The sequence below is a fragment of the Streptomyces sp. NPDC059866 genome (assembly GCF_042731325.1).
Lineage (GTDB): Bacteria > Actinomycetota > Actinomycetes > Streptomycetales > Streptomycetaceae > Streptomyces > Streptomyces flavusporus.
The window spans coordinates 17613-36959 of sequence record NZ_JBHWJT010000005.1 but is presented as its reverse complement, the minus strand read 5'-3'; the positions used below and the strand labels follow the sequence as shown (position 1 = coordinate 36959).

Below are 19347 nucleotides of genomic sequence, written 5' to 3'. Positions count from 1 at the left end.
TCGCCGCCACTGTCGCTCCTGCGGCCTTCCCGACTTCCGTGCTCTGCACACCTGTTGATCAGGTCATCAGCGTATCCGCAGGTGCGGACATTCGGCGGCGGACGGCCGAAGCCGCCCGCCGGCGCACGGGGCAGCGCACCGCGCAGTCCGCTCGGAGGCCGCAGCGCAAGCCACTTGCACGCGCCCCCGTACCAACTACGCGCCGCCCCCCATCTGTTCCCCGCTTCCTATGACGCCTCCTGCTCCTGTTTCCGTAGCCGCTCGGCGACTTGAGCCGGCATGGGTTCGTGCCGGGCGTATCGCCGGTTGAAGCGCGCGGTGCCGTGCGACAGCGAGCGCAGATCGACCGCGTACCGCCCGATCTCGATCTCGGGCACCTCGGCCCGGACGAGGGTGCGTCCGCCGGCCGTCTGCTCCGTGCCCAGCACACGGCCGCGCCGCCCGGACAGGTCGCTCATCACGGCGCCCACGTACTCGTCGCCGACCAGGACGCTCACCTCGGCCACCGGCTCCAGGAGATGGATCCTCGCGTCGGCCGCGGCCTCCCGCAGTGCGAGCGCACCCGCCGTCTGGAAGGCGGCGTCGGAGGAGTCCACGGAGTGCGCCTTGCCGTCGAGCAGCGTGACCCGGACGTCGACGAGCGGATTGCCCGCGGCGACCCCCTTGGCGGCCTGGGCGCGTACGCCCTTCTCGACGGACGGGATGAACTGGCGCGGCACCGCGCCCCCGACGACCTTGTCCACGAACTCGATGCCCGAGCCGCCCGGCAGCGGCTCCACCTCGATCTCGCAGATGGCGTACTGCCCGTGCCCGCCGGACTGCTTGACATGCCGCCCGCGCCCGGCCGACCTGGTCGCGAACGTCTCCCGCAGGGAGACCTTGTGCGGTACGACGTCGACCTGGACGCCGTACCGGCTGCGCAGCCGCTCCAGCGCGACGTCCGCGTGCGCCTCGCCCAGGCACCACAGCACCACCTGATGGGTGTCCTGGTTCTGTTCGAGCCGCATCGTCGGGTCCTCGGCGACCAGCCGGGCGAGCCCCTGCGAGAGCTTGTCCTCGTCCGGCTTGCTGTGCGCCTGGATGGCGAGCGGCAGCAGCGGATCCGGCATGTCCCAGGGCTCCATGAGGAGCGGGTCGTCCTTGGCGGACAGGGTGTCGCCGGTCTCGGCGCGACTCAGTTTCGCCACGCACGCGAGGTCGCCCGCGACGCAGTGCGACACCGGGCGCTGCTGTTTGCCGAACGGCGTGGACACGGCGCCGATGCGTTCGTCGACGTCGTGGTCCTCGTGGCCCCGGTCGGTCAGTCCGTGCCCGGAGACGTGCACGGTCTCGTCCGGCCGCAGCGTTCCGGAGAAGACCCGCACGAGGGAGACCCGGCCGACGTAGGGGTCGGACGAGGTCCGCACGACCTCCGCGACCAGCGGACCGTCCGGATCGCAGGGCTTCAGCTCACGTGGCTTGCCGTCCACCGTGGTGACGCCGGGCGTCGGGTGCTCCAGCGGGGTCGGGAACCCCCGTGTGATCAGCTCCAGCAGCTCGACCGTGCCGAGCCCCTGCCGGGCGCCCTCGGCCGCGGGAGCGGCGGCCAGGACGGGGAAGAACGTCCCGCGCGCGACGGCCCGTTCCAGGTCCTCCACCAGTGTCTTGACGTCGATCTGCTCACCGCCGAGATACCGGTCCATGAGGGTCTCGTCCTCGCTCTCGGCGATGATCCCCTCGATCAGCCGGTTGCGTGCCTCCTCGATCAGCGGCAGCTGGTCCTCGCCCGGATCGGACTCCTTGCGCTCCCCGGACGCGTAGTCGAAGAGCTTCTGCGACAGCAGCCCGATCAGGCCGGTCACGGGCGCGTGCCCGTCCGGCCCCTGCGGACCGTGCAGCGGCAGATACAACGGCAGTACCGCGTCGGGGTCGTCCCCGCCGAAGGCCTGAGCGCAGATCCGTGTCATCTCCTCGAAGTCCGCCCGCGCGGCCTCCAGATGCGTGACGACGATGGCCCGCGGCATGCCGACGGCCGCGCACTCCTCCCACACCATGCGGGTCGAGCCGTCCACGCCGTCCGACGCCGAGACGACGAAAAGGGCCGCGTCCGCCGCTCGCAGACCGGCCCGCAGTTCTCCGACGAAGTCGGCGTATCCGGGGGTGTCGAGAAGGTTGACCTTGATGCCGTCCCATTCGACCGGCACCAGGGAGAGCTGTACCGAGCGCTGCTGCCGGTGCTCGATCTCGTCGTAGTCGGAGACGGTGCCGCCGTCCTCCACGCGGCCCGCCCGGTTCACCGCTCCCGCGGTCAGCGCGAGAGCCTCCACCAGAGTCGTCTTGCCCGATCCGGAGTGGCCGACCAGCACCACATTCCGTACGGACGCGGGATGGTCGGCCGCCACTGCCCTGCCGGCGGCTCCGGGGTGTGCATTCGCCTTGTCGCCCATGGCCTTGCCTCCCGTGCACGGTGAGGTCACTGTGGGCGCGGACACGCGGGACCCGTGCGGGGCGGCTCCGGCGACGCCCGCGTTCTTCGAGCTTTCCACTCTCGTCACGGTGCGTCCATACGAAGGACCGGAACGCGTCGCCCGCCGGCGGTTGCGTCCCGTACGCCGGATCCCCTCACGGGGTGCGGGTGCCCGGCCGTCGCCCACACGCGCGCGTGGCTACGATGGGCCAGCCGGTGGCCAGCAGGGGCCGCGCGGCGACACCGACCCTCGGGAAGGCCATGCTGAACAAGTACGCGCGTGCATTCTTCACGCGTGTCCTCACACCGTTCGCCGCGTTTCTCATCCGCCGGGGCGTGAGCCCGGACACGGTCACGCTGGTCGGCACGGCCGGCGTGATGGCGGGCGCGCTGGTCTTCTACCCCCAGGGCGAGTTCTTCTGGGGCACGGTCGTGATCACGCTGTTCGTGTTCTCGGACCTCGTCGACGGCAACATGGCCCGCCAGCTGGGCCGCAGCAGCCGTTGGGGAGCCTTCCTGGACTCCACCCTGGACCGGGTCGCCGACGGCGCGATCTTCGGCGGCTTCGCCCTCTGGTACGCGGGCGGCGGCGACGACCTCGTGCTGTGCGCGGTGTCGATCTTCTGCCTGGCCAGCGGGCAGGTGGTGTCGTACACCAAGGCCCGTGGCGAGTCGATCGGCCTGCCGGTCGCGGTCAACGGTCTCGTGGAGCGCGCCGAGCGGCTGGTGATCTCCCTGGTCGCCGCCGGGCTCGCGGGCATGCACAAGTTCGGCGTGCCCGGCATCGACGTACTGCTGCCCATCGCCCTGTGGATCGTTGCCGTCGGCAGCCTGGTCACCCTGATCCAGCGGGTCGTCACGGTCCGCCGGGAGTCCGCGGAGGCGGAGGCAGCGGCGGCCGGGCAGGAAAGCACGGAGAATGCCTCTCAGGGGAGGGAGGCGGCGAAATGAGCGCTCAGGAGCGGCTGACGGACGCGCTGTACGGCCTCGGCTGGGGCACGGTCAAGAAGCTCCCCGAGCCGGTCGCGGTACGGCTCGGCAACACCGTGGCCGACCTGGCCTGGAAGCAGCGCGGCAAGGGCGTACGGCGGCTGGAGAGCAACTACGCGCGCGTGGTGCCCGACGCGACCCCTGAGCGCCTTGCCGAGCTCTCCCGCGCGGGCATGCGCTCGTACCTGCGGTACTGGATGGAGTCCTTCCGGCTCCCGGCCTGGAGCGCCGAGCGCGTCAAGAGCGGTTTCGACCCGAAGGACCTGCACCACCTGACCGACGGTCTCGCCGCCGGCAACGGCGTCGTACTCGCCCTGCCGCACATGGCCAACTGGGACCTCGCGGGCGCCTGGGTCACCACGAAGCTGGAAACCCCCTTCACCACGGTCGCCGAACGCCTCAAGCCGGAGACCCTGTACGACCGTTTCGTCGCCTACCGCGAGGGCCTCGGCATGGAGGTCCTGCCGCACAGCGGCGGCACCGCGTTCGGCACCCTGGCCCGGCGGCTGCGCGACGGCGGCCTGGTCTGCCTGGTCGCCGACCGCGACCTGTCCGCGTCCGGCGTCGAGGTGAAGTTCTTCGGCGACACGGCCCGCATGCCGGCCGGACCCGCCCTGCTGGCCCAGCAGACGGGCGCGCTGCTGCTGCCGGTGACGCTCTGGTACGACGACTCGCCCCTCATGCAGGGCCGCCTGCATCCCCCGATCGAGGTACCCGAGACAGGTACCCGGGCCGAGAAGACGTCTGTGATGACACAGGCGCTGGCAGACGCCTTCGCCTCGGGGATCGCCGACCATCCGGAGGACTGGCACATGCTGCAGCGCTTGTGGCTCGAAGACCTCGACCCCGCGAAGGGGCCGTCGTGAGGATCGGCATCGTCTGCCCGTACTCCTGGGACGTGCCGGGCGGCGTCCAGTTCCACATCCGCGATCTCGCCGAGTACTTCATCCGCCTCGGGCACGAGGTGTCCGTCCTCGCCCCCGCCGACGACGACACCCCGCTCCCGCCGTACGTCGTCTCGGCCGGCCGAGCGGTCCCGGTGCCGTACAACGGCTCGGTGGCCCGGCTGAACTTCGGCTTCCTCTCGGCGGCCCGGGTGCGACGCTGGCTGCACGACGGCGCGTTCGACGTGATCCACATCCATGAACCGGCGTCGCCGTCCCTGGGCCTGCTGGCCTGCTGGGCGGCACAGGGCCCGATCGTCGCCACGTTCCACACCTCCAACCCCCGCTCGCGCGCGATGATCGCCGCGTACTCGATCCTCCAGGCGGCGCTGGAGAAGATCAGCGCGCGGATCGCGGTCAGCGAGTACGCCCGCCGCACGCTGGTGGAGCACCTCGGCGGGGACGCGGTCGTCATCCCCAACGGCGTCGACGTCGGCTTCTTCGCCGAGGCCGAGCCGAACCCCGACTGGCAGTCGGAAGGGGAGGGCGGCACGATCGGCTTCATAGGGCGCATCGACGAGCCCCGCAAGGGCCTGCCGGTCCTGATGCGGGCGTTGCCCAGGATCCTCGCCGAGCGCCCGCAGACCCGGCTGCTGGTCGCGGGCCGCGGGGACGAGGAGGAGGCGGTGGCATCGCTGCCTTCGGAGCTCCGCTCGCGCGTCGAGTTCCTCGGCATGGTGAGCGACGCGGACAAGGCCCGCTTCCTGCGCAGCATCGACCTGTACGTGGCGCCCAACACCGGCGGCGAGAGCTTCGGGATCATCCTGGTCGAGGCGATGTCGGCGGGCGCGCCGGTCCTGGCGTCCGACCTGGACGCCTTCGCGCAGGTCCTCGACCAGGGCGCGGCGGGGGAGCTGTTCGCCAACGAGGACGCGGACGCGCTCGCCGCGGCGGCGGTGCGGCTGCTCGGTGACCCGGAACGCCGCGCCGGACTGCGCAAGCGCGGCAGCGCCCACGTCCGCCGGTTCGACTGGTCGACGGTCGGCGCGGACATCCTGTCGGTCTACGAGACGGTCACGGACGGCGCCGCGGCGGTGGCGGCCGACGAACGCACCACGGGGTTGCGGGCACGGCTGGGGCTGGCACGGGACTGACTGCGGAAAAACCGGCCTGACCGGCGTGTGAGGCCCGCAAGTGCGCCGGCTCACCCGGCGGAGCGCCCCGGTAGCCTTGCCGCCCGTGACCGCAACCCTCATCTGGATCCTCGTCGCCCTCATCGCGATCGGCCTCTACCTGAGCTGGACGGCGGGCCGGCTCGACCGGCTGCACGCCCGTATCGACGCGGCCCGTGCCGCGCTCGACGCGCAGCTGCTGCGCCGCGCCTCGGTGGCACAGGAACTGGCCACGTCCGGAGTGCTGGACCCGGCGGCGTCGATCGTGCTCTACGAGGCGGCGCACGCCGCACGGCAGGCCGAGGAGGACCAGCGGGAGGTCGCCGAGAGCGAGCTGAGCCAGGCCCTGCGGGCCGTGTTCGCGGACCCGCAGCAGGTCGAGGCGGTCCGTGCGGCGCCCGGCGGCGAGGCAGCGGCCCGCGAGCTCACGGAAGCGGTCCGCCGGGTGCCGATGGCCCGCCGCTTCCACAACGACGCCGTACGCGCGGCCCGCGCCCTGCGCCGCCACCGCAAGGTCCGCCTGTTCCGCCTCGCGGGCCACGCCCCGTTCCCCATGGCCTTCGAGATGGACGACGAGCCGCCGACGGCCCTGGCGGACCGGGCCACCTAGTCCGACGTACCGGAAAACGATCCACCGCCTCCTCATTGGCCCTTGCTGTGGCCTGCATCCGTCACGTTTCCTCGGTCCAGCAAGAAACCCTCTTTCCATCGAGTGAGGTCACCCGTGTCCACCACGCTCCCCAACTCCGCCCAGCCCGACGAGAACACTGCGACCGGCACCGCCCGCGTGAAGCGCGGCATGGCCGAGCAGCTCAAGGGCGGCGTCATCATGGACGTCGTCACGCCGGAGCAGGCGAAGATCGCCGAGGACGCGGGCGCCGTCGCCGTCATGGCCCTGGAGCGCGTGCCCGCCGACATCCGCAAGGACGGCGGCGTGGCCCGTATGTCCGACCCGGACATGATCGAGGGCATCATCGACGCCGTCTCGATCCCCGTCATGGCCAAGTCCCGCATCGGCCACTTCGTCGAGGCCCAGGTCCTGCAGTCCCTCGGCGTGGACTACATCGACGAGTCCGAGGTCCTCACCCCGGCCGACGAGGTCAACCACTCCGACAAGTGGGCCTTCACCACCCCCTTCGTCTGCGGCGCCACCAACCTCGGTGAGGCCCTGCGCCGCATCGCCGAGGGCGCGGCCATGATCCGCTCCAAGGGCGAGGCCGGTACCGGCAACGTCGTCGAGGCCGTGCGCCACCTGCGGCAGATCAAGAACGAGATCGCCCGCCTGCGCGGCTACGACAACCATGAGCTGTACGCCGCCGCCAAGGAGCTGCGCGCTCCGTACGAGCTGGTCAAGGAGGTCGCCGAGCTCGGCAAGCTCCCGGTCGTGCTGTTCTCCGCCGGTGGTGTCGCCACCCCCGCCGACGCCGCCCTGATGCGCCAGCTCGGCGCCGAGGGCGTCTTCGTCGGCTCCGGCATCTTCAAGTCCGGCGACCCGGCCAAGCGTGCCGCCGCCATCGTGAAGGCCACCACCTTCTACGACGACCCGAAGATCATCGCCGACGCGTCCCGCAACCTCGGCGAGGCCATGGTCGGCATCAACTGCGACACCCTCCCCGAGACCGAGCGCTACGCCAACCGCGGCTGGTAAGGCACCCCACCCATGAGCCACACCCCCGTCATCGGCGTCCTGGCCCTCCAGGGCGACGTACGGGAGCACCTCATCGCCCTGGCCGCGGCCGACGCCGTGGCCAGGCCGGTGCGGCGCCCCGAAGAGCTCGCCGAGGTCGACGGCCTCGTCATCCCCGGCGGCGAGTCCACCACCATCTCCAAGCTGGCCGTCCTGTTCGGCGTGCTGGAGCCCCTCCGCGCGCGCGTGCGGGACGGCATGCCCGTCTACGGCACCTGTGCGGGCATGATCATGCTCGCCGACAAGATCCTCGACCCGCGCTCGGGTCAGGAGACCGTCGGCGGCATCGACATGATCGTGCGCCGTAACGCCTTCGGGCGGCAGAACGAGTCCTTCGAGGCAGCGGTCGACGTGAAGGGCATCGCGGGCGATCCTGTGGAGGGCGTCTTCATCCGCGCCCCCTGGGTCGAGTCCGTCGGTGCCGAGGCCGAGGTGCTCGCCGAGCACGACGGCCACATCGTCGCGGTCCGTCAGGGCAACGCGCTGGCCACGTCGTTCCACCCGGAACTGACCGGCGACCACCGTGTACACAGCCTCTTCGTGGACATGGTGCGCGCGAACCGGACAGCGGAGTCCTTGTAGGATCTCTGGCGTCGTTGCAGAGATGGGTTACGCGAAGGAGACAGGCAGATGTCCGGCCACTCTAAATGGGCCACGACGAAGCACAAGAAGGCCGTGATCGATGCCAAGCGCGGCAAGCTCTTCGCGAAGCTGATCAAGAACATCGAGGTCGCGGCCCGTATGGGCGGCGCCGACCCCGAGGGCAACCCGACGCTGTACGACGCCATCCAGAAGGCGAAGAAGTCGTCGGTTCCGAACAAGAACATCGACTCCGCGGTCAAGCGTGGCGCCGGCCTGGAGGCCGGTGGCGCCGACTACGAGACGATCATGTACGAGGGCTACGGCCCGAACGGCGTCGCGGTGCTCATCGAGTGCCTCACCGACAACCGCAACCGCGCCGCCTCCGAGGTCCGCGTCGCCATGACCCGCAACGGCGGCTCCATGGCCGACCCGGGCTCCGTGTCGTACCTGTTCAACCGCAAGGGCGTCGTCATCGTCCCCAAGGGTGAGCTGACCGAGGACGACGTCCTGGGTGCCGTCCTGGACGCGGGTGCCGAGGAGGTCAACGACCTCGGCGAGAACTTCGAGGTCATCAGCGAGGCCACCGACCTGGTCGCGGTCCGCACCGCTCTGCAGGACGCCGGGATCGACTACGACTCCGCCGAGGCCAACTTCGTCCCGACCATGCAGGTCGAGCTGGACGAGGAGGGCGCCAAGAAGATCTTCAAGCTGATCGACGCGCTCGAGGACAGCGACGACGTGCAGAACGTCTTCGCCAACTTCGACGTCAGCGACGACATCATGGAGAAGGTCGGCGCGTAACGCGGCCGTGTGAGCCGCGATTTCGGCGGGCCGGTGGGGGTACATCCCACCGGCCCGCCGCTGCTGTCAGTGGCAGCGGATAGCCTGGCACAGTCGAAAGATCACCGTCCGCGGGGCCCGCAACCAGCAATTGAGGAACCCCGACGGTGCTCAGCCAGGTCCGCGAGAGCGGCGGCGGTTCAGCCGCAGAGAAGGGAGGGGCCGTGCGGGTACTCGGGGTGGACCCGGGGCTGACCCGGTGCGGTGTCGGTGTCGTCGAGGGGGTTCCCGGGCGGCCGCTCACGATGCTCGGCGTCGGTGTCGTCCGGACGCCCGTCGACGCCGACCTCGGGCACCGCCTGGTCGCCATCGAGCAGGGCATCGAGCAGTGGCTCGACGAGCACCGGCCCGAATTCGTCGCCGTGGAACGGGTGTTCAGCCAGCACAATGTGCGCACGGTGATGGGCACGGCCCAGGCCAGCGCCGTCGCCATGCTCTGCGCCGCCCGCCGCGGCATCCCCGTCGCCCTGCACACCCCCAGCGAGGTCAAGGCCGCCGTCACCGGCTCCGGCCGTGCCGACAAGGCCCAGGTGGGCACCATGGTCACCCGCCTGCTGCGGCTGGACGCGCCGCCCAGACCCGCCGACGCCGCCGACGCCCTTGCGCTCGCCATCTGCCACATCTGGCGCGCCCCCGCGCAGAACCGGCTCCAACAGGCCGTCGCCCTGCACACCGCACAAGCAACAGCACCGAAAGGCCGTACGGCATGATCGCCTTCGTCAGCGGCACGGTCGCCGCCCTCGCTCCCGACGCCGCGGTGGTCGAGGTCGGCGGTGTCGGCATGGCCGTCCAGTGCGCGCCCAACACGCTGTCGACGCTCCGCATCGGCCAACCCGCCAAGCTCGCCACCTCCCTGGTCGTACGGGAGGACTCCCTGACGCTGTACGGCTTCGCGGACGACGACGAGCGCCAGGTCTTCGAGCTGCTGCAGACCGCGAGCGGCGTCGGCCCCCGGCTGGCGCAGTCGATGCTCGCCGTGCACACCCCGGACGCCCTGCGCCGCGCGGTCGCGACCGGCGACGAGAAGGCCCTCATCGCCGTCCCCGGCATCGGGAAGAAGGGCGCCCAGAAGCTGCTGCTGGAGCTCAAGGACCGTCTGGGCGAGCCGATCGGCGCTCCCGCGGCCGGCATCCCGGTCACCAGCGGCTGGCGCGACCAGCTGCACGCCGCCCTGATCGGCCTGGGCTACGCCACCCGCGAGGCCGACGAGGCGGTCGCCGCGGTCGCCCCGCAGGCCGAGGCCGCCGACGGCACCCCCCAGATCGGCCGGCTGCTGAAGGCCGCCCTGCAGACGCTCAACAGAGCCCGCTGACGAGGGCGCCGCGCAGGGCACGGGACAGAAGCGTCCTGAAATCGCCCCCGAGAAGCCGGAAACCGCCCACCGCAGGAGTATTTCAGTGAACTGGGACGACACGACCGACACCCCCGCCGCCGAGCGGCTGGTGGGCTCTGTCGCCGACCGTGAGGACCAGGCCGTCGAGGCTGCACTGCGTCCCAAGGACCTGGACGAGTTCATCGGCCAGGAGAAGGTCCGCGAGCAGCTCGACCTGGTTCTGCGCGCCGCACGCGCGCGTGGCGCCACCGCCGACCATGTGCTGCTCTCCGGCGCTCCCGGCCTCGGCAAGACCACCCTCTCGATGATCATCGCGGCCGAGATGGGTGCCCCGATCCGCATCACCTCCGGACCCGCCATCCAGCACGCCGGTGACCTCGCGGCGATCCTCTCCTCCCTGCAGGAGGGCGAGGTCCTCTTCCTCGACGAGATCCACCGCATGTCGAGGCCCGCCGAGGAGATGCTCTACATGGCGATGGAGGACTTCCGGGTCGACGTCATCGTCGGCAAGGGCCCCGGAGCCACGGCGATCCCGCTCGAGCTGCCGCCGTTCACCCTGGTCGGCGCCACCACCCGCGCAGGCCTGCTGCCGCCCCCGCTGCGCGACCGCTTCGGCTTCACCGCGCACATGGAGTTCTACGAGCCGGCCGAGCTGGAGCGCGTCATCCACCGCTCAGCGAGCCTGCTGGACGTCGAGATCGAGGCCGACGGTGCCGCCGAGATCGCCGGACGCTCCCGCGGGACCCCCCGTATCGCCAACCGCCTGCTGCGCCGCGTACGGGACTATGCGCAGGTAAAGGCCGACGGGATCATCACGCGCGAGATCGCGGCCGCGGCGCTGAAGGTGTACGAGGTCGACGCCCGCGGACTCGACCGCCTCGACCGCGGCGTGCTCGAAGCCCTGCTCAAGCTGTTCGGCGGCGGACCGGTCGGCCTGTCCACGCTCGCCGTCGCGGTGGGGGAGGAGCGCGAGACCGTCGAGGAGGTCGCCGAGCCCTTCCTCGTACGGGAGGGCCTGCTGGCCCGCACCCCGCGCGGCCGCGTCGCCACCCCCGCGGCATGGGCGCATCTCGGCCTCACCCCGCCCCGCACGGGAGCCGGGGGAAACGGACAACAGGACCTGTTCGGGGCGTGACGGCGAGGGCATTGGCCGGACCAGGAACCCCGGTGCCATGCTGAGCGTTGTTCCATGCGCGCGGACTCGCTTAGACTCCGCCGATGCCGCCTTCCCCGGCGGCAGACATACCCCCATCCATCAGGCCGCTCACCTGCGCGGTCGTGCGAAGGAAAATTCGTCCCGTGAATAGCCTCGTGACCCTCCTCCCGTTCATCGTGCTCATCGGGGCCATGATCCTGATGACCCGCTCGGCCAAGAAGAAGCAGCAGCAGGCCGTCGACATGCGGAATCAGATGCAGCCCGGTTCCGGCGTCCGCACCATCGGGGGCATGTACGCAACGGTCAAGGAGGTCAACGAGGACACGGTCCTCCTCGACGCCGGCCCGGGCGTCGAGCTCCTCTTCGCGAAGAACTCGATCGGTGCCGTGCTCTCCGACGACGAGTACAACCGCATCGTCCACGGCATCGAGCACGACCTGAAGTCCGACGCGGACTCCGTCCCGGACGACGCCTCCTCCCTCACCGAGACCGACGAGTCCGCCGACGCCGACGCCGACGCCGCCGCCTCCGCCGACAAGTCCGTCGACCTCGGCAAGAAGGACGCGGACGAGGAGCCCTCCGACGCCACCCCGGGCGACACCGCGAAGACGGACGACGAGCCGAAGAAGACCGACGGCGAGAAGTAGTCATGTCCCGGGGTGCGCGGGCCGGGCTCGCGCACCCCGGGACATGCGCATCTCGCACGGGATCCCGACACCATGTCATGGCCGCTCGCCCGCTGACCCGGCGTGCGGCGGCCCGAGAGGGAGTACGAGAAGGTGGCAGCACCTAAAAAGGGCCGGAGCGCGAGCGCCCAGAGCAAGCCGGGGCGCTCGCTGGCCCTGATCCTGATCGCCATCGTGGCGCTCACCGGGGGCATGTTCGTCTCCGGGCACACCACTCCGCGTCTCGGCATCGACCTGGCCGGTGGTACGAGCATCACGCTCCGGGCTGTCCCCGAGGACGGCAACGAGTCCGCGATCAACAAGAAGAACATGGACACCGCGGTCGACATCATGAACCGCCGTGTCAATGGTCTCGGTGTCTCGGAGGCCGAGGTCCAGACCCAGGGCGATCGCAACATCATCGTCAACATCCCCAAGGGCACCAACTCGGAGGAAGCCCGGCAGCAGGTCGGCACCACCGCCAAGCTCTACTTCCGTCCCGTCCTCGCCACCGAGGCAACCGGCGGCCCCGCGACGTCGCCTTCGCCCAGCGCCTCCACCAGCGGTTCGGCGAGCCCGTCGGCCTCCGGCTCCGAGAAGGCGAGCGCGACCCCCTCGGCGTCCGCCACCACGCAGGGCCGCGCCGTCACCGACGCACTGAAGGCCGACCCCACCCCCTCCGCGACCCCCTCGGGGTCCGCCTCGCCCAGCGCCTCCCCGTCGGCGAGCGGCGGCACCACCGACGACAGCAAGCTCCAGGCCCAGTACGCGGCCCTCGACTGCAGCAAGGCGGCGACCCGCGCCACGGCCGGCGACGGCGCCAAGCCCGAGGAGTCGACCGTCGGCTGCGGCGAGAACCAGGGCGTCTGGTACAAGTACCTGCTCGGCCCGGCCGGCGTGGACGGCACCGAGGTCGACAAGGCCCAGGCCGTCTACGACACCCAGAGCGGCGCCGGCTGGAAGGTCCAGATGGACTTCACCTCCGCGGGCGCCAAGAAGTTCGCCGACATCACCGGCAAGCTCGCGCAGAACCAGTCACCGCAGAACCAGTTCGGCATCGTCCTGGACGGCGAGGTCGTCTCCAGCCCGTACGTCAGCCAGTCCATCACCGGCGGCAACGCCGAGATCTCCGGCACCTTCACCCAGCAGGAGGCCGAGAGCCTCGGCAACATCCTGTCGTACGGCGCCCTGCCGCTGACCTTCAAGGAGGACAGCGTCACCACGGTGACCGCGGCGCTCGGCGGCGAGCAGCTCCAGGCCGGTCTCATCGCGGGTGCCATCGGTCTGGCTCTGGTCGTCCTGTACCTGCTGGTCTACTACCGCGGCCTGTCGTTCATCGCGATCCTCTCCCTGCTGGTCTCCGCCGCCCTCACGTACGTGATCATGTCGCTGCTCGGCCCGGCCATCGGCTTCGCGCTGAACCTGCCGGCGGTCTGCGGTGCGATCGTCGCGATCGGCATCACGGCGGACTCGTTCATCGTGTACTTCGAACGGGTCCGGGACGAGATCCGTGAGGGCCGCTCGCTGCGCCCCGCGGTCGAGCGGGCCTGGCCGCGCGCCCGGCGCACCATCCTGGTCTCCGACTTCGTGTCGTTCCTCGCCGCCGCGGTGCTCTTCATCGTCACCGTCGGCAAGGTCCAGGGCTTCGCGTTCACGCTCGGCCTGACCACCCTGCTGGACGTCGTGGTGGTCTTCCTCTTCACCAAGCCGCTGCTGACGCTCATGGCCCGCAGGAAGTTCTTCGCCAGCGGCCACCCGTGGTCCGGTCTCGACCCGAAGCGACTCGGTGCCCGGCCGCCGCTGCGCCGCACCCGTCGTCCCGCCGCCCCCGTCGAAACGAAGGAGGCGTGAGATGTCGAAGCTCGGCAACCTCGGCGCCCGACTGCACCGAGGCGAGGTCAGTTACGACTTCGTCGGCAACCGCAAGATCTGGTACGGCATCTCGATCCTGATCACCATCACGGCCATCGTCGGCCTGGCGGTGCGCGGCCTGAACATGGGCATCGAGTTCCAGGGCGGTGCCGTCTTCACCACACCCAAGACGTCCGTCTCGGTCTCCCAGGCCGAGGAGTACGCGGAGGAGGCGTCCGGTCACGACGCCATCGTCCAGGGGCTCGGCAACGGCAGCCTGCGGATCCAGATCGCCGGTATCGACACCGACAGGTCGGACCAGATCAAGGAAACGCTCGCCGAGGACCTGAAGGTCGACTCGGAGAAGATCAACGCCGAACTGGTCGGCCCCAGTTGGGGTGACCAGATCGCCAACAAGGCCTGGCAGGGCCTCGGGATCTTCCTGATCCTCGTGGTGATCTATCTGGCGATCGCCTTCGAGTGGCGCATGGCGCTCGCCGCGTTCGTCGCCCTGATCCACGACATCACCATCACGGTCGGCATCTACGCCCTCGTCGGCTTCGAGGTCACACCGGGCACGGTGATCGGTCTGCTGACGATCCTCGGTTACTCGCTCTACGACACGGTCGTCGTCTTCGACAGCCTCAAGGAGCAGACGAAGGACATCACCAAGCAGACCCGCTGGACGTACAGCGATATCGCCAACCGCTCCATCAACAGCACCCTGGTCCGCTCCATCAACACCACGGTGGTGGCGCTGCTGCCGGTGGGGGGCCTGCTGTTCATCGGCGGCGGGGTCCTCGGCGCCGGCATGCTCAACGACATCTCGCTGTCGCTGTTCGTCGGTCTCGCGGCCGGTGCGTACTCCTCGATCTTCATCGCCACGCCGCTCGTCGCCGACCTCAAGGAGCGCGAGCCGCAGATGAAGGCCCTGAAGAAGCGTGTCCTCGCCAAGCGGGAGAAGGGTGAGCCGCTGGAGGCCGAGACCGCCGACGAGTCGTTCGCCGACGAGCCCGAGGAGGCAGCCCCGGCCGTCGTCGGCCCGCGCAACCAGCCCGCCTCCCGCAACCGGGGCCGCGGCCGACCCTCGGGGAAGCGCCGATGACCGACATCAAGGAGCTGCTGCTCAGCCGCATCCGCGACGTGTCCGACTACCCGGAGCCGGGCGTGATGTTCAAGGACATCACCCCACTCCTGGCGGACCCGGCGGCATTCACCGCGCTCACCGACGCGCTGGCCGAGATCGCCGGGCGCACCGGCGCCACCAAGATCGTCGGCCTGGAGGCCCGTGGCTTCATCCTCGGCGCCCCGGTCGCCGTCCGGGCCGGCGTCGGCTTCATCCCCGTACGCAAGGCGGGCAAGCTCCCCGGAGCCACCCTCCGCCAGGCGTACGACCTGGAGTACGGCTCCGCGGAGATCGAGGTGCACGCCGAGGACCTGACCGGAGGCGACCGTGTCCTGGTCGTCGACGACGTCCTCGCCACCGGCGGCACCGCCGAGGCCTCCCTCGAGCTCATCCGCCGGGCCGGTGCCCAGGTCGCGGGCGTCGCCGTCCTGATGGAACTGGTGTTCCTGAACGGCCGCGCCCGCCTGGAACCGGCCCTCGACGGGGCACCCCTGGAGGCGCTCCTCACCGTCTGAGCCGGCGTTCAGGACATCGGCCCGGCACCTGCGCGCAAGGCAGGCGAAAGGCGCACGCCACCCGTATGACACCGCTGAGGCGGGCCCGGAGGAATCCGGTGCCCGCCTCTGGTGTTACCGGGGTACATGGTCCTCAGATCGGTCTGAGGGCGATCCTGAAGCTCAGGATCGCTACCATGGGGTCTCCGGAGCCTGACCGGGGGACCCGGATCGCGCACGAGGAGCCCTCTTGCCAGACGAGGCCCAGCACCTGACCGCCGCCAAGCCCGAGCGCGCCTCGGAGCCCGCGGCCAAACCCGCGCCGCACACGAAGAACGACACCCGCGGGTCGGTGGAGCACGCCCAGTCCGCGCCCGTCGCCAAGACGGCAGAGTCCTCGCGCCCCAAGCCTGCCCCTGCCGAGCGCCCCGCGCCCACGCCCCCGATCCGCCCCGCCGCGACGCCGCAGACCCCGCGCTCCGGCTCCTCCAACCGCGTCCGCGCCCGCCTCGCCCGCCTCGGCGTCCAGCGTGCCAACCCGTACAACCCCGTGCTGGAGCCGCTGCTGCGGATAGTGCGCAGCAACGACCCCAAGATCGAGACGTCGACGCTCCGGCAGATCGAGAAGGCCTACCAGGTCGCCGAACGCTGGCACCGCGGCCAGAAGCGCAAGAGCGGCGACCCGTACATCACGCACCCCCTCGCCGTCACCACCATCCTCGCCGAGCTGGGCATGGATCCGGCCACTCTGATGGCCGGCCTGCTGCACGACACGGTCGAGGACACCGAGTACGGCCTGGACGATCTGCGCCGCGACTTCGGCGACGTGGTCGCCCTGCTCGTCGACGGCGTCACCAAGCTGGACAAGGTCAAGTTCGGCGAGGCCGCGCAGGCCGAGACCGTGCGCAAGATGGTCGTCGCCATGGCCAAGGACCCGCGCGTTCTGGTCATCAAGCTCGCCGACCGCCTGCACAACATGCGCACCATGCGCTACCTCAAGCGCGAGAAGCAGGAGAAGAAGGCGCGCGAGACGCTCGAGATCTACGCGCCGCTCGCCCACCGCCTGGGCATGAACACCATCAAGTGGGAGCTGGAGGACCTCGCCTTCGCGATCCTCTACCCCAAGATGTACGACGAGATCGTGCGTCTGGTGGCCGAGCGGGCGCCCAAGCGCGACGAGTACCTCGCGATAGTGACCGACGAGGTCCAGCAGGACCTGCGCGCCGCCCGTATCAAGGCGACCGTCACCGGCCGCCCGAAGCACTACTACAGCGTCTACCAGAAGATGATCGTCCGCGGTCGTGACTTCGCGGAGATCTACGACCTGGTGGGCATCCGCGTCCTCGTGGACACCGTCCGCGACTGCTACGCGGCCCTCGGCACGGTGCACGCGCGATGGAACCCGGTCCCCGGCCGGTTCAAGGACTACATCGCGATGCCCAAGTTCAACATGTACCAGTCGCTGCACACGACGGTCATCGGCCCCAACGGCAAGCCGGTCGAACTCCAGATCCGCACGTTCGACATGCACCGCCGCGCCGAGTACGGCATCGCCGCGCACTGGAAGTACAAGCAGGAGGCCGTGGCCGGCGCCTCCAAGGTGCGCACCGACGTGCCCAAGGCGTCGGGCAAGGACAAGGACGCCATCAACGACATGGCGTGGCTGCGGCAGCTCCTCGACTGGCAGAAGGAGACCGAGGACCCCAGCGAGTTCCTCGAGTCGCTGCGCTTCGACCTCTCCCGCAACGAGGTCTTCGTCTTCACCCCGAAGGGCGACGTCATAGCGCTCCCGGCCGGCGCGACTCCGGTCGACTTCGCGTACGCGGTCCACACGGAGGTCGGCCACCGCACCATAGGGGCGCGGGTCAACGGGCGGCTCGTCCCGCTGGAGTCCACCCTGGACAACGGCGACCTGGTGGAGGTCTTCACCTCCAAGGCGGCCGGTGCGGGCCCCTCCCGGGACTGGCTCGGCTTCGTGAAGTCCCCGCGCGCCCGCAACAAGATCCGGGCATGGTTCTCCAAGGAGCGCCGCGACGAGGCGATCGAGCAGGGCAAGGACGCCATCGTCCGCGCGATGCGCAAGCAGAACCTGCCGATCCAGCGGATCCTCACCGGCGACTCCCTCGTCACTCTCGCGCACGAGATGCGCTACCCCGACATCTCCGCGCTGTACGCGGCGATCGGCGAGGGCCATGTCTCCGCGCAGAACGTCGTCCAGAAGCTCGTCCAGGCGTTCGGTGGCGAGGAGGCCGCCACCGAGGAGATCGACGAGAGCGTGCCGCCCGCGCGCGGACGCGGCCGCAAACGCCGCACCAGCGCCGATCCGGGCGTCGTCGTCAAGGGCGTCGACGACGTGTGGGTCAAGCTGGCCCGCTGTTGTACGCCCGTCCCCGGCGACCCCATCATCGGCTTCGTCACGCGCGGTAGTGGTGTATCGGTTCACCGCAGCGACTGTGTGAACGTGGAGTCACTGTCCCGCGAACCCGAGCGCATCCTCGACGTCGAGTGGGCGCCCACCCAGTCCTCCGTCTTCCTGGTCGCCATCCAGGTCGAGGCCCTGGACCGCTCCCGGCTCCTGTCGGACGTCACCCGGGTCCTGTCCGACCAGCACGTCAACATCCTCTCCGCGGCCGTCCAGACCTCCCGCGACCGCGTCGCCACCTCCCGCTTCACCTTCGAGATGGGCGACCCGAAACATCTCGGCCATGTCCTGAAGGCGGTCCGGGGAGTGGAGGGCGTCTACGACGTGTACCGGGTGACATCGGCGCGCAGCAGGTCGTAGAGCCGCACGAGATACGAGAGAGGGGCTCCCGTACGCCGGTACGGGAGCCCCTCTGTCGTGCCTGCCGGGCGTCGGTCAGCCGCCGAACTCCTGGAGGCCCTTCAGCGCCTGGTCCAGCAGGGCCTGGCGGCCCTCCAGCTCCCGCTCGAGCTTGTCGGCCCTGGCGTTGTTGCCCTGGGCGCGCGCCTGCTCGATCTGCGTCTTCAGCTTGTCCACCGCGGCCTGGAGCTGGCCCGTCAGACCCTCGGCACGCGCGCGTGCCTCCGGGTTGGTGCGGCGCCACTCGGCCTCCTCGGCCTCCTGGATGGCCCGCTCGACGGAGTGCATCCGGCCCTCGACCTTCGGCCGGGCATCCCGCGGCACATGGCCGATGGCCTCCCAGCGCTCGTTGATCGAGCGGAACGCGGCCCGCGCCGCCTTCAGATCCGTGACCGGGAGGATCTTCTCGGCCTCACCGGCCAGCTCCTCCTTGAGCTTGAGGTTCTCCGCCTGCTCCGCGTCACGCTCGGCGAAGACCGAGCTGCGGGCGGCGAAGAAGACGTCCTGGGCGCCGCGGAAGCGATTCCACAGGTCGTCCTCGTGCTCGCGCTGGGCGCGGCCCGCCGCCTTCCACTCGGACATCAGCTCGCGGTAGCGCGCGGCCGTCGGACCCCAGTCGGTCGACCCCGAAAGGGCCTCGGCCTCGGCGACCAGCCGCTCCTTGGCCCTGCGGGCCTCCTCGCGCTGCGCGTCCAGCTGCGCGAAGTGCGCCTTGCGGCGCTTGGAGAACGCCGACCGGGCGTGCGAGAAGCGGTGCCACAGCTCGTCGTCCGACTTGCGGTCCAGCCGTGGCAGCCCCTTCCAGGTGTCCACCAGAGCCCGCAGCCGCTCGCCGGCCGCCCGCCACTGGTCCGACTGCGCCAGTTCCTCGGCCTCGGCGACCAGAGACTCCTTGGCGTGCCGCGCCTCGTCCGCCTGCCGCGCCCGCTGCGCCTTGCGCTGTTCGCGCCGAGCCTCGACGGTCTGGACCAGCTTGTCCAGCCGGGCCCGCAGCGCATCCAGATCGCCGACCGCGTGGTGCGCGTCGACCTGCTCGCGCAGATGGTCGATCGCGGCCTTGGCGTCCTTCGCCGACAGGTCGGTCGTCTGCACTCGCTTCTCGAGGAGGCCGATCTCGACAACCAGGCCCTCGTACTTGCGCTCGAAGTAGGCCAGTGCTTCCTCAGGGGAGCCTGCCTGCCAGGAACCGACGACTTTCTCGCCGTCGGCCGTACGCACGTACACGGTCCCCGTCTCGTCGACGCGGCCCCACGGGTCGCTGCTCACAGCGCCTCCTCCACATGATGCCTGCGCAGGGCCT

At 70.5% G+C, this 19347-nt stretch carries 17 protein-coding genes; 15 read left to right on the top strand and 2 right to left on the bottom strand.

The features are described 5' to 3' along the window. Nucleotides 1-227 precede the first annotated feature (227 nt). Nucleotides 228-2426 carry an elongation factor G-like protein EF-G2 gene (locus ACFV7R_RS08675; RefSeq protein ID WP_385262134.1) on the bottom strand — a complete coding sequence of 733 codons (2199 nt, stop codon included), beginning with the start codon at nt 2424-2426 and terminating at the stop codon, nt 228-230. Between the two features lie 224 nt (nt 2427-2650). Here ACFV7R_RS08675 and pgsA point away from each other — a divergent pair, with 224 nt between their 5' ends. The 15 genes from pgsA to ACFV7R_RS08600 all read left to right on the top strand — a co-directional run bounded on the left by pgsA (nt 2651) and on the right by ACFV7R_RS08600 (nt 18008). Beyond that, nucleotides 2651-3397, top strand: coding sequence for a phosphatidylinositol phosphate synthase (gene pgsA, locus ACFV7R_RS08670; protein ID WP_385262132.1), 747 nt, complete (start codon nt 2651-2653; stop codon nt 3395-3397). Beyond that, nucleotides 3394-4302, top strand: a complete 909-nt coding sequence (locus ACFV7R_RS08665) for a phosphatidylinositol mannoside acyltransferase (RefSeq protein ID WP_385261487.1) — start codon at nt 3394-3396, stop codon at nt 4300-4302. Before pgsA ends, ACFV7R_RS08665 begins: the two co-directional genes overlap by 4 nt. Then, nucleotides 4299-5474, top strand: a complete 1176-nt coding sequence (locus ACFV7R_RS08660) for a glycosyltransferase family 4 protein (RefSeq protein ID WP_385261484.1) — start codon at nt 4299-4301, stop codon at nt 5472-5474. The genes ACFV7R_RS08665 and ACFV7R_RS08660 overlap by 4 nt, the downstream gene beginning before the upstream one ends. Nucleotides 5475-5559: 85 nt before the next feature. Then, nucleotides 5560-6102 carry a hypothetical protein gene (locus ACFV7R_RS08655; RefSeq protein WP_129796849.1) on the top strand — a complete coding sequence of 181 codons (543 nt, stop codon included), beginning with the start codon at nt 5560-5562 and terminating at the stop codon, nt 6100-6102. Between the two features lie 114 nt (nt 6103-6216). Beyond that, nucleotides 6217-7140: a pyridoxal 5'-phosphate synthase lyase subunit PdxS gene (pdxS, locus tag ACFV7R_RS08650; protein WP_129796848.1), complete on the top strand. Its 924-nt coding sequence runs from the start codon at nt 6217-6219 to the stop codon at nt 7138-7140. A 12-nt stretch (nt 7141-7152) separates the two neighbouring features. Then, entirely contained in the window at nt 7153-7761 is a 609-nt protein-coding gene (pdxT, locus tag ACFV7R_RS08645; protein ID WP_385261481.1) for a pyridoxal 5'-phosphate synthase glutaminase subunit PdxT, read from the top strand. A 48-nt stretch (nt 7762-7809) separates the two neighbouring features. Then, entirely contained in the window at nt 7810-8562 is a 753-nt protein-coding gene (locus ACFV7R_RS08640; protein ID WP_224737020.1) for a YebC/PmpR family DNA-binding transcriptional regulator, read from the top strand. Nucleotides 8563-8765: 203 nt separating this feature from the next. Next, the gene (ruvC, locus tag ACFV7R_RS08635; RefSeq protein ID WP_385261479.1) at nt 8766-9311 is read left to right on the top strand and encodes a crossover junction endodeoxyribonuclease RuvC; all 546 of its coding nucleotides are present in this window, start codon (nt 8766-8768) and stop codon (nt 9309-9311) included. Beyond that, complete coding sequence (gene ruvA, locus ACFV7R_RS08630) at nt 9308-9913, top strand: Holliday junction branch migration protein RuvA (RefSeq protein WP_385261476.1); 606 nt, start codon at nt 9308-9310, stop codon at nt 9911-9913. The genes ruvC and ruvA overlap by 4 nt, the downstream gene beginning before the upstream one ends. Before the next feature lie 85 nt (nt 9914-9998). Continuing rightward, entirely contained in the window at nt 9999-11069 is a 1071-nt protein-coding gene (ruvB, locus tag ACFV7R_RS08625; protein WP_385261473.1) for a Holliday junction branch migration DNA helicase RuvB, read from the top strand. A 164-nt stretch (nt 11070-11233) separates the two neighbouring features. Beyond that, nucleotides 11234-11737 (top strand): preprotein translocase subunit YajC, encoded by a 504-nt coding sequence (gene yajC / locus ACFV7R_RS08620; RefSeq protein WP_385261470.1) that lies wholly within the window; start codon nt 11234-11236, stop codon nt 11735-11737. Between the two features lie 132 nt (nt 11738-11869). After that, on the top strand, nt 11870-13606 hold the full coding sequence (gene secD, locus ACFV7R_RS08615; protein WP_385261468.1) for a protein translocase subunit SecD: 1737 nt from the start codon (nt 11870-11872) through the stop codon (nt 13604-13606). 1 nt (nt 13607) lies between these two features. Further along, complete coding sequence (gene secF / locus ACFV7R_RS08610) at nt 13608-14711, top strand: protein translocase subunit SecF (RefSeq protein WP_385261466.1); 1104 nt, start codon at nt 13608-13610, stop codon at nt 14709-14711. Continuing rightward, entirely contained in the window at nt 14708-15247 is a 540-nt protein-coding gene (locus ACFV7R_RS08605; RefSeq protein ID WP_385261464.1) for an adenine phosphoribosyltransferase, read from the top strand. Before secF ends, ACFV7R_RS08605 begins: the two co-directional genes overlap by 4 nt. A 229-nt stretch (nt 15248-15476) precedes the next feature. Continuing rightward, nucleotides 15477-18008, top strand: a complete 2532-nt coding sequence (locus tag ACFV7R_RS08600) for a RelA/SpoT family protein (protein WP_385261462.1) — start codon at nt 15477-15479, stop codon at nt 18006-18008. A gap of 75 nt (nt 18009-18083) precedes the next feature. On the opposite strand, the gene ACFV7R_RS08595 is transcribed toward ACFV7R_RS08600, so the two are convergent. After that, nucleotides 18084-19313, bottom strand: a complete 1230-nt coding sequence (locus tag ACFV7R_RS08595; protein ID WP_129796837.1) for a DUF349 domain-containing protein — start codon at nt 19311-19313, stop codon at nt 18084-18086. Between the last annotated feature and the right edge of the window lie 34 nt (nt 19314-19347).

Excerpts from the sequence above, each read along its gene's own strand:
- ACFV7R_RS08675 (WP_385262134.1), bottom strand. The coding sequence starts at position 2,426 with ATGGGCGACAAGGCGAATGCACACCCCGGAGCCGCCGGCAGGGCAGTG.
- pgsA (WP_385262132.1), top strand. The coding sequence starts at position 2,651 with ATGGGCCAGCCGGTGGCCAGCAGGGGCCGCGCGGCGACACCGACCCTC.
- ACFV7R_RS08665 (WP_385261487.1), top strand. The coding sequence starts at position 3,394 with ATGAGCGCTCAGGAGCGGCTGACGGACGCGCTGTACGGCCTCGGCTGG.
- pdxT (WP_385261481.1), top strand. The coding sequence starts at position 7,153 with ATGAGCCACACCCCCGTCATCGGCGTCCTGGCCCTCCAGGGCGACGTA.
- ACFV7R_RS08640 (WP_224737020.1), top strand. The coding sequence starts at position 7,810 with ATGTCCGGCCACTCTAAATGGGCCACGACGAAGCACAAGAAGGCCGTG.
- ruvA (WP_385261476.1), top strand. The coding sequence starts at position 9,308 with ATGATCGCCTTCGTCAGCGGCACGGTCGCCGCCCTCGCTCCCGACGCC.
- secF (WP_385261466.1), top strand. The coding sequence starts at position 13,608 with ATGTCGAAGCTCGGCAACCTCGGCGCCCGACTGCACCGAGGCGAGGTC.
- ACFV7R_RS08605 (WP_385261464.1), top strand. The coding sequence starts at position 14,708 with ATGACCGACATCAAGGAGCTGCTGCTCAGCCGCATCCGCGACGTGTCC.